This window comes from Flavobacterium sp. (assembly GCF_052437795.1).
Taxonomy (GTDB): Bacteria; Bacteroidota; Bacteroidia; order Flavobacteriales; family Flavobacteriaceae; genus Flavobacterium.
The window spans coordinates 23,595-35,022 of the sequence record NZ_JBQVPA010000009.1 but is presented as its reverse complement, the minus strand read 5'-3'; the positions used below and the strand labels follow the sequence as shown (position 1 = coordinate 35,022).

The 11,428-nt window shown below is 46.8% G+C and carries 12 protein-coding genes; 3 read left to right on the top strand and 9 right to left on the bottom strand.

Annotation, left to right across the window (positions count from 1 at the left end; translation table 11 throughout):
- Window positions 1-17: 17 nt before the first annotated feature.
- Window positions 18-608: an FMN-dependent NADH-azoreductase gene (locus ACT6R0_RS18320; RefSeq protein ID WP_444654930.1), complete on the bottom strand. Its 591-nt coding sequence runs from the start codon at window positions 606-608 to the stop codon at window positions 18-20.
- Window positions 609-711: 103 nt separating this feature from the next.
- Here ACT6R0_RS18320 and ACT6R0_RS18315 point away from each other — a divergent pair, with 103 nt between their 5' ends.
- Window positions 712-1,095: a winged helix-turn-helix transcriptional regulator gene (locus ACT6R0_RS18315; RefSeq protein ID WP_444654932.1), complete on the top strand. Its 384-nt coding sequence runs from the start codon at window positions 712-714 to the stop codon at window positions 1,093-1,095.
- Between the two features lies 1 nt (window position 1,096).
- On the opposite strand, the gene ACT6R0_RS18310 is transcribed toward ACT6R0_RS18315, so the two are convergent.
- From ACT6R0_RS18310 to ACT6R0_RS18280, 7 genes are all read right to left on the bottom strand, one after another.
- A complete protein-coding gene (locus tag ACT6R0_RS18310) occupies window positions 1,097-2,176 on the bottom strand; it encodes a fatty acid desaturase family protein (RefSeq protein ID WP_444654934.1) in 1,080 nt (359 codons plus the stop codon).
- A gap of 170 nt (window positions 2,177-2,346) precedes the next feature.
- Window positions 2,347-2,997 carry a ligase-associated DNA damage response endonuclease PdeM gene (pdeM, locus tag ACT6R0_RS18305; RefSeq protein ID WP_444654936.1) on the bottom strand — a complete coding sequence of 217 codons (651 nt, stop codon included), beginning with the start codon at window positions 2,995-2,997 and terminating at the stop codon, window positions 2,347-2,349.
- A 10-nt stretch (window positions 2,998-3,007) separates the two neighbouring features.
- Window positions 3,008-4,045 (bottom strand): type II toxin-antitoxin system antitoxin DNA ADP-ribosyl glycohydrolase DarG, encoded by a 1,038-nt coding sequence (gene darG / locus ACT6R0_RS18300; RefSeq protein ID WP_444654938.1) that lies wholly within the window; start codon window positions 4,043-4,045, stop codon window positions 3,008-3,010.
- Between the two features lie 2 nt (window positions 4,046-4,047).
- Window positions 4,048-4,545 (bottom strand): DUF4433 domain-containing protein, encoded by a 498-nt coding sequence (locus ACT6R0_RS18295; protein WP_444654940.1) that lies wholly within the window; start codon window positions 4,543-4,545, stop codon window positions 4,048-4,050.
- A gap of 187 nt (window positions 4,546-4,732) precedes the next feature.
- A complete protein-coding gene (locus tag ACT6R0_RS18290) occupies window positions 4,733-7,192 on the bottom strand; it encodes a ligase-associated DNA damage response DEXH box helicase (protein WP_444654941.1) in 2,460 nt (819 codons plus the stop codon).
- A gap of 147 nt (window positions 7,193-7,339) precedes the next feature.
- On the bottom strand, window positions 7,340-8,944 hold the full coding sequence (locus ACT6R0_RS18285; RefSeq protein WP_444654942.1) for an ATP-dependent DNA ligase: 1,605 nt from the start codon (window positions 8,942-8,944) through the stop codon (window positions 7,340-7,342).
- Window positions 8,945-9,985, bottom strand: coding sequence for a ligase-associated DNA damage response exonuclease (locus ACT6R0_RS18280; protein WP_444654943.1), 1,041 nt, complete (start codon window positions 9,983-9,985; stop codon window positions 8,945-8,947). It abuts the gene before it with no gap.
- Window positions 9,986-10,132: 147 nt separating this feature from the next.
- Here ACT6R0_RS18280 and ACT6R0_RS18275 point away from each other — a divergent pair, with 147 nt between their 5' ends.
- Window positions 10,133-10,348: a hypothetical protein gene (locus tag ACT6R0_RS18275; protein WP_444654945.1), complete on the top strand. Its 216-nt coding sequence runs from the start codon at window positions 10,133-10,135 to the stop codon at window positions 10,346-10,348.
- A 152-nt stretch (window positions 10,349-10,500) separates the two neighbouring features.
- On the opposite strand, the gene ACT6R0_RS18270 is transcribed toward ACT6R0_RS18275, so the two are convergent.
- Window positions 10,501-10,908 (bottom strand): hypothetical protein, encoded by a 408-nt coding sequence (locus ACT6R0_RS18270; RefSeq protein WP_444654946.1) that lies wholly within the window; start codon window positions 10,906-10,908, stop codon window positions 10,501-10,503.
- 59 nt (window positions 10,909-10,967) lie between these two features.
- Here ACT6R0_RS18270 and ACT6R0_RS18265 point away from each other — a divergent pair, with 59 nt between their 5' ends.
- Entirely contained in the window at window positions 10,968-11,417 is a 450-nt protein-coding gene (locus ACT6R0_RS18265) for a copper resistance protein NlpE (RefSeq protein ID WP_444654947.1), read from the top strand.
- The last annotated feature ends 11 nt before the right edge of the window (window positions 11,418-11,428 follow it).

Sequence of the window (11,428 nt, the reverse complement as noted above, 5' to 3'; positions counted from 1 at the left end):
ATACACGGGCGGATCGTTTAAACCGCGATACTGTCGATCGCTTTTTGCAGGGCAATGTCTTTCAGGTTAGGCATGTTCACACCTTCGGCACGCACAACGGTAATATCGGTAACGCCGATAAAGTTCAACACCTTCTCGAGGTACGGGGCGCCAAAATCAAAATCCTTCATTGGCCCTTCGGAATATATGGCGCCCGACGCCACCGCAAGGTATACCTGCTTGTTCGTAATAAGGCCCTGTACGCCATTTTCGCCATAGGTAAAAGCAACGCCGGGACGCACCACATTGTCCAGCCAGCTTTTCAGGGTCGACGGGATGCCGAAATTGAACAGCGGTACGCCAATAACGATGATGTCAGCCTCCTTAACCTGCTGTACCGCTCTATTAGAACGCACAAGGGCTTCATCATCAGATGGGGCAGCAGCCGAACGGGTTACTTTTATCAGGTTCTCCCCAAGATGCGGGAACTGGTCTTTGGCCACATTAATCTCGGTTATGCTACTGCCGGGATGTTCTGCGACCAGCTTTTCCAAGATCGCATTGCCCAATTTGATACTTATAGAATTATTGCCGCTCGGGCTGGATATTACATGCAATATATTTTTCATGGTTTTACGTATTGTTATTCATGGCAAAATTACGTAGCTTTGATAACCAAAAGTAAGTACTATACATAAGGTAACTACTTACCTTTTAGTAACCGTAAAGAATATGGAAACAACTATCGAAGCCCCATTAAAGCTAAAACCCATGTCGGCCTCTGAATGCCAGGGCAGACTTACCGCCGTGGGCGATGCCTTGTATGTAATAGGAGGGAAGTGGAAACTGCGCATCATCATCGCGCTGAATGAAGGGCACCATCGCTTTAACGAATTGCAGCGTGTCATTAATGGCATTTCGGCCAAAGTGCTCTCGCAGGAATTAAAAGACCTGGAGATAAATGGCCTGGTAGAACGCCGCGTACATGCCGATATTCCCGTAGTAGTGGAATACCTGCCTACGCCCTATAGCCATACACTGAAAAATGTGCTGGAAGCACTGGGCAATTGGGGCATGCAGCACCGGCAGAAATTGCGTGAGGAAGGTAGCAAATAACCTACGCCGCTTCTTTACCAAACTTCTTTAGCATTTTATAATGTGACTTTAAGGCTGAAAAGAATGTTGGGTTTTCGGTATACGGCAAGCCAAATTCCAGTGCCGTTTCTTTAACGATCTTCCCTATTTTACCATAATGGATGTGGCATACTTTGGGGAACAAGTGATGCTCGATCTGTCGGTTCAGTCCGCCCAGGAAAAACGCCGCCATTGGGCAGCCCGAAGCAAAATTTGCCGTGGTACGCATCTGGTGTTCGGCCCACGCCTCTTCCATATTGCCTGTACTATCGGGCGTAGGAAAGTCGGTTCCCTCAACCACGTGTGCCAACTGGAATACTAAGCCCATAGTAAGCCCCTGCGCAAAATGCATCACCAAAAAACCGATAAGGAACTGCCACCAGGCAATGTCCAGCACGAGTAGTGGAAGCACGATAAAAAGGAAATAATAAATGCCCTTATAAAAGAACAGGTTGAAATATTCCACTTTCGGATGGTTATTCTCCTGTTGGCCTACCTTCGCCTGGAAGAACTTCTTATAATCCTTACGGAAAGCCCAGGAGATGGAGGCCAGGCAATACAGCGGGAAGGCATACCAGTGCTGGTAGCGTTGTAAACGGTTTATAGGGTCTTCATCAGAAATGCGTATAAGCCCCGGCGCGACATCAATATCCTCATCATGCCCGGGAATATTGGTATAGGTATGGTGTACCACGTTATGCGTAATGCTCCATACGTAAGGGCTCGCGCCTAAAAGGTTGAATATGGCACTAAATACCTTATTAGTAGTTTTGTTCGATGAAAACGACCCGTGTATGGCGTCATGGCACACATTGAAACCGACAAATGCTTTGGCCATCCCGAGTACTATCGCCAAAACAAACATGGACCAGATCGTAAAGGAATTAGAAATAATAAGGGCATATAGCCCAAAGAATACTGTTAGGAATATGGCTGTTTTTGTCCACATGCCGGAATTGGCATTTGGAGATGTTTCCGTATCCTTAAAATATTGATTAACCCTCTTTCGGGTGGTTGCCAGGAAAGGTGTCCGGGCAGCGTTGTTGAATTTCAATGTAACCATGTTGTTGGAAAGCCGCAACATCATTGCTGTCCAATCGGTATGATTCTGAGCTTTTTATAAGAAATGCTGTGTCGGAATACCGAATCTTTGGCAGCGAATCCTTTTTCGTTGAAGTACTATATATAACGCTAAAATAGTGCCAATAGTTTGATTTCAATATAATTAACAGATTATCTCCTTTCCTTTTGGCTTATAAGCACGACATCCTCCTTCGTAATAGCATAAACCACATCTTCTTCACCCGGCTCCATTACATATGTTCCCGTAAATTCCCCAAAGGCGGGCAGTATCATCTGGCTTTGGCTGCGAAAAAAACACGGCAGCTTTAGGAATTGCCGCCCCAAGCCTTCCAGTAAGACCGCAGGGTGGATATGTCCGGATAGCGTGAAATAGTTTTTGCGTACCTCAGGGTCGTGCGTAAGCAGGAAGCCATCAAGCAGCCACTCGCTTACGACAGTAATGCCGAGCTCGTAATATTTGTGCGGTGAAATAATGTCGTGGTTACCGGCCACCAAAACGATCGGTATTTGTGCACGCCCTACCCATTCCTCAAATAACTGCCATTCGTTATTCAGCGTACTGTGAAATAGGTCTCCCAAAAAACAGATGCTTTCTGGGTTGAAATACGCTACCACGCTATCCAGCTTCATGAAGTTGCGAAACATAGCATTGCCCGGCAGCGCCGACCCGAACTTTCTGAAGTGCGATATCTTACCAAGGTGTACGTCGCTTATCAGGACCATGCGTTTTTCCACCCAGTACAATGCCCCGGAGCAGTGCAGGACAAAAGCACGGTTGTTTATTTGGATCTCGAGGGTCATATATACTAACTTAGCAATAAGCCTCCATGGTTTGTATGTGCCTCAGAGATAAATCAATATATTTTGTTTCGGCAAAGAATAAACCTTTTTTACGGTCATTCCAATTTTGCAGTTCTTTATAAACTATTTCTTTGTCATACGAATTCTCATTACAGGCTATGAAATCTACAGAAGATAAAAGTTCCAGGGCAAATTCGGAATAGAAGCCGTTTAAAAATTTAATGGTTTGACCCGCAATCCCGAACAACTTTTCATTACCTTCCACATATTCTTTCACTACAGGGTACCCGTCAGCAACTAAAGTGAGCGGATCAAAAGGTTTTTTATCCATATCGCTATATCCCATTATATAGCTCCCGTTTAATGCATTTAGCACATAGCGTACTTTACCTGAATAGGGGCCATAGAATTTCGGTTCAAATTTCAGCTTAAAATATTCCTGCGCCCCAAACCTTTGGAGGAAGTAACAAATTTTTTCGCTTGAAAATTCCGACACAAATTCACCGTTTCTTACCAAATCATATAACACATAAAGCAACAGTGCACGTCCGTCTGTTAGCTTAACTCTCTCCTTTGTAAGATGTTCCCTGATTTTCAATGTCGGCTCATAAACGTATACCTTTATATCAAACTCAGATAATTTATCCTCAATCAGCTTTTTTATTTTTTGCCAGTCCAAGCCGCCATTACCAGCTCCTAATGGTGGTATAGCAATGCTCCTGATGTCATTTTCCCTGATTACTTCTGCTAAATTATCGAGGCCTTTTTCGATATAGATATATTCTGATGATTTTCTCCAATCCTGTTTTGTTGGAAAATTTATAATCAGTTTTTCACCAGAATCAATGTTGCTGTCTTTAAATACAAAGGACTTCCCAATTTCTATTTCTTTTTGCTTACATGCTTCAAGATATGCTTTATAATTATTAGGATATGCCTTCTTAAACTGCAATGCAATACCTTTACCCATCACACCAACGGTATTAACCGTATTGACTAATGCATCGGCTTTACTTTCTAAAATATTTCCTGTTATGTATTCGATCATAATTAGTAATATTCATTAGGAATTACCCTAATTTTATTTTGTTCTGCACCCAGGTCAATCAAGGTTTGTTTTGAATACTCATCATAACAACCAAAACCAGATATCAGGTCAGGTGAAATATCTGAACCGACTAAAAATTCAGATTGCTTTTTTCTCTTTAGGTCCAGATTTTCATTACCTCCCCAATATGGTGTAGCCACAGCGCCCCAATCAATAATATTTACCAATTCATTTATCCTGTCTTTGTCATAGAAAGATGTAAAATGGTCTGTCGCATGCCCGTTAGTAAAATAAAATTCCTGCTGTTCCTTTACAACTTCGATCAGTGAACATTTAAGATATATGATTTCCTTTGAATCTACAGGCCGTTCAACAAAATTACCTCCTATTTTCATCACATATAGCATTGGCATTTTCTTCCCAAAATAAAAAGGTATAAAATCCCCTAATGTAATTGTGGGTGACCCATAAGATAAAATATCTCCATTATCAATGGACACTATCTTATCTGCCCTGGTTTATAAGACTAAGGTCTCCAATATTTACAAAATTTTTATTAGCGTTAACTGAGTTCTTATGAGTGATGCCATATTGCAATGTATGAGGTATATTATGAACATGTGTCATACGATATATATTGACTTCTTCTAACCTCATCAGGATATTTTAATCCAAAGATATAAAATTCTACTTCATATAACTCGCTGTCATTTTCTTTATCCTTTCCGCAAGTGTTTCGCTGGAAAGCCTTTCACGCAGGCGGTCGGTAATGATCGGGAAACTGAACGGCGTTGGCTTTTCGCACTGCTTCCACACGATCTCCTGCTGCTGTATTCGCTCAAGGGCAAGGATCAGGCGGCCTTCTTCGAGCTGGTGCTCAAAGGTTTCGCGATAGGCTTGCTGAAATAACAGGTTGTCGGGCTCGTGATCGCGGAACACTTCAAAGATAAGCTGCGAACCGCTTTGCAGGTGCTTGGTCTTAACTACTTTTCCCGGATAGCCGGTAAACACCAACCCTGCGATAACAGCGATGTCCCTGAATTTGCGCCGCGCCATTTCGGTAGCATTAAGGCTCGCCTGCAGGTCATGGTGCAGGTGCTGTGGCGTGAACAGCTCGTTGTCGAGTACCTGCTGCATATAGATCTCCTGGTCGGACAGCAGTTCAAAACCGTAATCGTTATATGCCAGTGAAAAGCTTATCGGCGTGAGCAGACTGATGCGGTACGCCATCAGGCTGGCCAGTGCCTCATGTACAAAACGTCCCTCAAACGGATAAAATATGGCGTGATATCCTTCACGCGTCTTGAACGTTTCTATCAAAAACTCCCCTGCATTAGGGATGATAGATTCTTTTCGCTGCCGTTTGAACATGGGCGCGAGGGCATGCATTTCCTTCGACATGTTGTCGGTATTGGCGGCATACAGCTCTTCCCGCAGCAATTCGCTCATTTGGGCTGAGAGCGTCAGCCTGCCACCCATCCAGGTAGCGTGGCGTGCCTTGGCACCGGGATCGGCACGGCGCACGATCACCTCGGTATTCTTTACGCGGTGCAACTCTAACTTGCGCCCTGCAAAGATAAATACATCGCCGGGATTCATCTTGGATACGAACCATTCTTCAATAGTGCCAATGTAGCCCCCGCCCAAAAATTTCACTACCATAGTAGCATCGCCTACTATTGTCCCCATCTGCATACGGTGGCGCAAAGCAACGGCCTTGCTGTTCACCTTAAACTTTCCGTCCGGCTCTATTTCGACTTTCTTATACTCATCATACGCCTGCAGGCTCTGGCTTCCTTTCGAAATGAAGTTCAGGCAAAACTGCCAGTCATCCTCATTCATCCCCTGAAAGCAGAAGGTGCTTTTTACCTCATGGAAGATCTCGTCGGGATAAAATCCGTCGCTTACCGCCAAGGTCACAAGGTATTGTACCAGAACGTCCCAACTGTTCAGGTACGGCACACGGTCTTCCACGACCGTTTCCTTTACCGCACGCCGCAGGGCAGATGCTTCAGCCAATTCAATAGCATGTGTCGCAAGAAAGTAAATATTACTTTCCTGTCCCGGCCGGTGTCCGCTCCTCCCGGCACGTTGCAGGAAGCGTGCCACGCCTTTGGGACCACCTATCTGAATTACGGTTTCCACGGGGGCGAAATCCACACCAAGGTCGAGGCTCGAGGTGCACACTACCGCCCGAAGCTGTTCATCGCGGATGGCCTGTTCCACCCACTGCCTTGTCTCACGGCTGATGCTGCCGTGGTGCATGGCCATGTCGCCGGCAAACTCGGGATACTTTTCCAGCAATGCCTGGAACCATATTTCGCAGGCGGAACGTACATTGGTAAACACCAGTGTCGTCCTGCTTTTTTTAATGATCTTCGCTACTTCATGGATCAGGTGGAGGCCCATGTGTCCGCGCCAGGGGTAAGCATCCATCTTTTCGGGGATGACCGAAATGACATTGATGCGCTTGTTGATGTGCGCCCTTATCATTACCGAATTCTCCAACGCTTCGGAGTTTGGGCCAAGCAAAACTTCCATGGCCTGCTGCAGGTTGCCGATGGTTGCCGATATGCCCCAGATGCGCATTTTCGGCGCTATGACTTTCAGGCGTGAAAGCGCAAGTTCGGTCTGTACGCCGCGCTTGGTGCCGAGCAGCTCATGCCATTCGTCCACAATAATGGCTGAGCAGTTTTTAAATACCGCGTCATAACCTTTAGAAGCCAGCATCAGCTGCATGCTTTCGGGAGTCGTTACCAGCAGGTCGGGCATTTTTGTTTTTTGCCTGCTGCGTTCGGATGATGTGGTATCGCCTGTGCGGATGCCAACAGTTAATTGTGTCCCGAGGTCGTCGGCCACACGTTCGGCAGCCTGTTTTATTTCTATGGATAACGCGCGCAATGGAGTTATCCAGATGGCTTTCAGGCCGGGCTTATGCTTCGTTTTGTATTCAGGGTTCTTTTTAATGTAGTCGAGAACGATCGGCAGCCACAGGGCATAGGTTTTCCCGCTGCCCGTCGGGGCATTCAGCACGCCGTGCTTCCCTTGCAGGAAGGCGGTCCAGGTTTGTGTCTGGAACGGGAAAGGCTTCCAGTTTTTAGACTCAAACCATGCGTTCGCTATGTCGAAGAGTTGTTCTCTGTTCATTTATTATTGACTTGTATTTTGTCCTCTCCCCAACCCTCTCCCAAGGAGAGGGGCAACTTCACTCGTATATACTTACTCATTCTGATTAGGACCTGAATGGGTCGTCATCGCTCCCCTCTACTTGGGAGAGGGGTCGGGGGGTGAGGTCTACTTCGGTATCATTGCTTTCAGGTCGTCCAGTGTGTTGGCTTCCTCAATGGTTTTATCGGTACGCCAGCGCAGGATGCGCGGAAAACGGGTCGCTACGCCGCTCTTATGCCGCCCGGACAGCGATATGCCTTCAAAGCCTATCTCGAATACCAGCTTAGGCGTTACACTACGCACAGGGCCAAACCTGTCCAGCGTGTTCTTCTTTATAAAATCATCCACCATACGAAATTCGGCATCGGTCAACCCGCTGTAGGCTTTCGCGAAAGTGACAAGCTCCTTTGTGCCGTCTTCCTTTGTTTCCCAAAGAGCAAAAGTATAATCGGTAAACAGTGTTGCCCTCCGGCCGCTGCCCCGCATGGCATAGGTAAGTACCGCATCGATGGAAAATGGATCGAGCTTCCATTTCCACCAGTCGCCTTTTTTGCGGCCCACCAGGTAAGGCGAGTCTTTACGTTTGAACATCAGGCCTTCGCTGCGCAATTCCCGCGCCTTTTCGCGTTCCATTATGATATCGTCCCAACAGCCGAAATCTACCTGTTCAGAAATTTGCAACGGTAGTTCATAGTCCTTTACGGTTTCATATAATTCCTCCAAAAGCTGCCTGCGTTCTGAATAAGGTTTTTGGCGTATGTCCTCGCCCTTCCATTCCAGCAGGTCATACGCCTTAATGATAACCGGCGTTTTTTTGAGCAGTGCTGCCGAAACGGTTTTCCGCCCAATGCGTGTCTGCAGGTCGTTAAAGCTGCCGATGTTGCCGTCTACCCACGGAAGGATCTCCCCATCGATTACCGTACCATCCGGGATAATACCCAAAAAGCTGTTAAGCTCAGGATATTTATCGGTTACCAGTTCCTCGCCGCGGCTCCACACATACAATCCTCCATTGCGGATGATTGTCTGCGAACGGATACCGTCCCACTTGTGTTCGGCAGCCCAGTCGGCGCAGTTGCCCAGGCTTTCCGGATCGCCTTCTATGGCATATGCCAGATAGAACGGATACGGCTTCGACAGGTAATCCTCTGCCCGTTCCTCCATCACCAGGTTTTGGAATGTAATGCGGTTGGGGTCCCATTCGCCCATTAATTTATAAGCAAGCAGATCCTCATCCACTCCTGTAGCTTTAGAGAGCGCACGGGTCATTAGTTTTTGGCTTACACCGATGCGGAAGCTGCCTGTAATGAGTTTCGTGAACACAAAGCGCTCGTAATAATTCAGCGCAAGCCAGTTGGTATGCAGGTAGTTGCGCTTCTCTTCGTCGGTTTTCTTTTTGAGGGCGATCATCTCCTGTACATATTCCGTCAAGGTCCTTTCCGAATTATCCTTCGACGCCGGAATGACCAATGCAATGGTCTCTGCCAGATCGCCTACAATGTGGTATGAGTCCTCAAACAGCCACAACGGGATGTTGGCCAGTTCAGCTGCCCATATACGCAATAGTGTAGTGTTTACCGGGCGCGGCGGACGACGGTGCGAAAGGATGGCGATCGTCCATACCCTGTCGGCATCGCCTGCATTGCGAAAGTATTCCGTAAGGGCATCTACCTTTACAGAAGTCTTGTTGGAGCTATCCAGCGCTTTTATGAGTTCGGCAAAATTTTTCATCTACTCGTCTGCATTTTCATCCGCGATCTCTGCCGGGGTTTTCGTTTCTGTATCGCCCTCGTCGCCTTCATATTGGGTCTGCTCGGTTCGCGCATCATACCCCTGTTCGCGCAGGTAGGCACTAAAAATATCGCTGTATCCGTGTGTGCAGATGATCTTCTCTGCTCCGGTAGCCTTAATACTCTCTAGCAATCCCTGGAAATCGCAGTGGTCACTTAGCACAAACCCTTTGTCAATAGCCCTCCGTCTTCTTGCCCCGCGAAACGCCATCCACCCGCTTGCCGAACCGGTTACATAAGGTGTCATCTTCCGTATCCAGATGCTGCCGTGCGCGCTGGGCGGGGCAAGGACGATACTGCCTGCAAAGTCTTCTTTCTTTACAAGGCTGGTCACGCGGGTTGTTTCCGGGAAATCGACCATGGTGCGGAGTACTTCCGTCATGTTCTCTACAGCACCGTGGGTATAGATTCGACCTATCGATGGGTCCAGGAATTTCAGTAAGCGCTGTGCCTTGCCCAGGGTATAACCGAAAAGTATCGAGGTACGCCCATCGGCTTTATTCTGTGCCCACCAGTTGTTTACATCGGTCATTACCTCATTCTGGGGTGTCCATTTAAAAGCGGGCAGCCCAAAAGTGTTCTCTGTAATAAAAGTGTGGCACTTTACTACCTCATAAGGTGTAGATATGCCGTCATCCTCTGTTTTGTAATCCCCTGTAAAGACCCAAACCTCACCTTTATGTTCTACCCGTATCTGCGCACTGCCAATGATATGGCCTGCAGGGTGAAAGGAAAATTTCACGCCATTGATCGTAAACGTTTCGTTCCAGTCCTTCCCCGTTACCACAATATCGCCAAGGCGGTGTTTTATGATGGGAACATTCATGTTGTGGGTAATATAATGCTTGTGCCCCCAGCGGGAGTGGTCACTATGGCCGTGGGTAATAATGGCATTATCCACAGGCTTCCACGGGTCGAGGTACACGTTGGCCTGTGCGCAGTAAATGCCTTTGTCGTTAAAAGCCAGCAGTGGTTGTCTCATAGTTTTGGTGCCTGACTTATAAAGTTACAAAGGGTTGTGTTTTGATGGATGGGAGTTGAGGGAAGTTTAACGTTTGTTTGCCGCATCCAAAGCCTGCTATTTTGTAAATCGAAATTTTCGCTACCTTTACCCTAAACACCAGAATTTATGGAAACCAGGCAGGAACTCACCGATAAGATCTTAAAGATAACGGTACTGATACAGGAAAAATATCCCGAGTTGTCCAAATACCTGGGCGAGGTACAGGAAACCCTTCCATCATTTGAGCACCCGCATGTAGAGGCCGAAGATCTGGCCAAATACTACCAGACCCTCGAAGAAATGCTAAAGGATTACCTGCTGGAACATCCGGAACTTGGTTAGTTTCGGGTTCAGGGTTTAGAGTTCAGGGTTGATAATAGGAACGAACGAACAGAACAGAATAAGGAATGAGTGAGTACGTACTGTCGGCACGTCTCGCTTCCCTCTCCTTGGGACAGGGGTTGGGGAGAGAGTACTGATCAGCAAGAGGAGGATCACCCTATCATCACCCCATCCTTAAACAATACCGGTACTTCCTCCGTATTGTCCTCGCTGATAGTGTTCGCTTTGAATACATAAGTTTTGTCATACAGGGTATTCCCGATAAAGAATGTCACCATGAATTGGTTGTCCAACACCAGTACACCATCCTCGATCAGTTCGATCTTCAGGGCAGATACCGGCGGGACTTCCTGAAAAGCATGGCGCAGCATCGACGTTTTACGTGGTTCACCATCAATAATACCCGACGCGCTACTCACGACAATGCCATTCTCAAGCGCGAAATCACTATCGTTGATCAGGTAAGCATACCATGTTTTCTGCATAAAGTCGTCATTCCATTCCTGCACTGCCGCCATATATACGTTTTCTACTATCGGGATGATGATATCTTTTTTCATATTTCTTTAAGATAGGATGCTAAAGGCGTTTAGTACCTTTATTAATAAAAATAAATTTTATGAAAAGCATGCAATTGCTGTGCCTTGCTGCCTTTATGTTCATTGGCTGCAAAGATGGCGAAAAACCCACAGCTATACAAGATGCCCAGATCGACACTGTTGCGGTACCTAACGAAATTGCTCATGATAAAGCTGCTTCAGGATGGATGGGGAAATATTCCGGCACCCTGCCTTGCTGGAATGACTGCGACGGCCTGAAAACCGAGATCGAGGTGCGCAGCGACAGCACGTATACGTTATCATTACAGGCATTGGGCCAGGAAGACAAGCCAAGGCTGTTCAATGGTACATACCATTATGACACCATAAAAAGCACTATTACGCTGGATGCGGAAGGCGACCACCTCAAATTCCTTATCCGTGATGGCATGCTCAAAAAGCTCGATAAATTCGGCGACCCGGAGCAAGGTGCACCACAGGAACAGTACCTTTTGAAAAGGGTTGAATAATAAAATTATTC

Bases quoted from the DNA above. Each gene is read 5' to 3' on its own strand.
- ACT6R0_RS18320 (WP_444654930.1), bottom strand. From the start codon at position 608: ATGAAAAATATATTGCATGTAATATCCAGCCCGAGCGGCAATAATTCT.
- ACT6R0_RS18315 (WP_444654932.1), top strand. From the start codon at position 712: ATGGAAACAACTATCGAAGCCCCATTAAAGCTAAAACCCATGTCGGCC.
- ACT6R0_RS18310 (WP_444654934.1), bottom strand. From the start codon at position 2,176: ATGGTTACATTGAAATTCAACAACGCTGCCCGGACACCTTTCCTGGCA.
- pdeM (WP_444654936.1), bottom strand. From the start codon at position 2,997: ATGACCCTCGAGATCCAAATAAACAACCGTGCTTTTGTCCTGCACTGC.
- darG (WP_444654938.1), bottom strand. From the start codon at position 4,045: ATGATCGAATACATAACAGGAAATATTTTAGAAAGTAAAGCCGATGCA.
- ACT6R0_RS18290 (WP_444654941.1), bottom strand. From the start codon at position 7,192: ATGAACAGAGAACAACTCTTCGACATAGCGAACGCATGGTTTGAGTCT.
- ACT6R0_RS18285 (WP_444654942.1), bottom strand. From the start codon at position 8,944: ATGAAAAATTTTGCCGAACTCATAAAAGCGCTGGATAGCTCCAACAAG.
- ACT6R0_RS18280 (WP_444654943.1), bottom strand. From the start codon at position 9,985: ATGAGACAACCACTGCTGGCTTTTAACGACAAAGGCATTTACTGCGCA.
- ACT6R0_RS18275 (WP_444654945.1), top strand. From the start codon at position 10,133: ATGGAAACCAGGCAGGAACTCACCGATAAGATCTTAAAGATAACGGTA.
- ACT6R0_RS18270 (WP_444654946.1), bottom strand. From the start codon at position 10,908: ATGAAAAAAGATATCATCATCCCGATAGTAGAAAACGTATATATGGCG.
- ACT6R0_RS18265 (WP_444654947.1), top strand. From the start codon at position 10,968: ATGAAAAGCATGCAATTGCTGTGCCTTGCTGCCTTTATGTTCATTGGC.